The sequence below is a fragment of the Cobetia sp. MC34 genome (genome assembly GCF_018340035.1).
Classification (GTDB): Bacteria; Pseudomonadota; Gammaproteobacteria; order Pseudomonadales; family Halomonadaceae; genus Cobetia; species Cobetia amphilecti.
In genome coordinates this window covers 1-468 of sequence record NZ_JADPPY010000112.1, presented here as the reverse complement: position 1 = coordinate 468, position 468 = coordinate 1, and the positions used below count along the sequence as shown (strand labels likewise).

Below are 468 nucleotides of genomic sequence, written 5' to 3'. Positions count from 1 at the left end.
CGGCGAGGGCTACCTTGGCTTTGAACTCACTGCTGTACTGTCGACGTTTCCTGCTCATGATCAAGCTCTCCTGGTCGGTCTGATCAGAGCTTAGCGCCTGGTCCGAATTCCGGGGACCACTTCAGGCGGAAATCGGTGCCCATGCCATCCAGTTGGCCCAGTAGAAGATACTCCAGCTTTTCGGCCACGGATCGTCATCGAAGGCCCCGGTGAACAGGCTCTTTTGCATGAAATTGTTGAAATACTCACCCGCGGCTTCGGTGCCATAGCCAAGAATGGTCTGGGTCGGGCCGCACAGAAAGACGAAGGCCATGAAGACGAAGAAGGCCTTGGCGTTGATGGCGGACGACGGCACGGCGACCGTCTTCCAGCGTCTTCTCGGCGTACTGCTCAAGGAACGTGCTCAACTCGGCCTCCACGGCTTTGGCAATCAGATCTCGGGCACCTTGGCGAAGCAATTCATGCAGC

The 468-nt window shown here is 57.5% G+C and carries 1 protein-coding gene and 1 pseudogene; both read right to left on the bottom strand.

Annotated features, from left to right (window positions below):
* Nucleotides 1–121: 121 nt before the first annotated feature.
* Nucleotides 122–313, bottom strand: coding sequence for a BCCT family transporter (locus IZU87_RS17840; RefSeq protein ID WP_249330731.1), 192 nt, complete (start codon nucleotides 311–313; stop codon nucleotides 122–124).
* Between the two features lie 25 nt (nucleotides 314–338).
* Nucleotides 339–467, bottom strand: a pseudogene (locus tag IZU87_RS17835) (IS256 family transposase); the annotation flags it as partial.
* Nucleotide 468: the final 1 nt, after the last annotated feature.

Bases quoted from the DNA above. Each gene is read 5' to 3' on its own strand.
- IZU87_RS17840 (WP_249330731.1), bottom strand. From the start codon at position 313: ATGGCCTTCGTCTTTCTGTGCGGCCCGACCCAGACCATTCTTGGCTAT.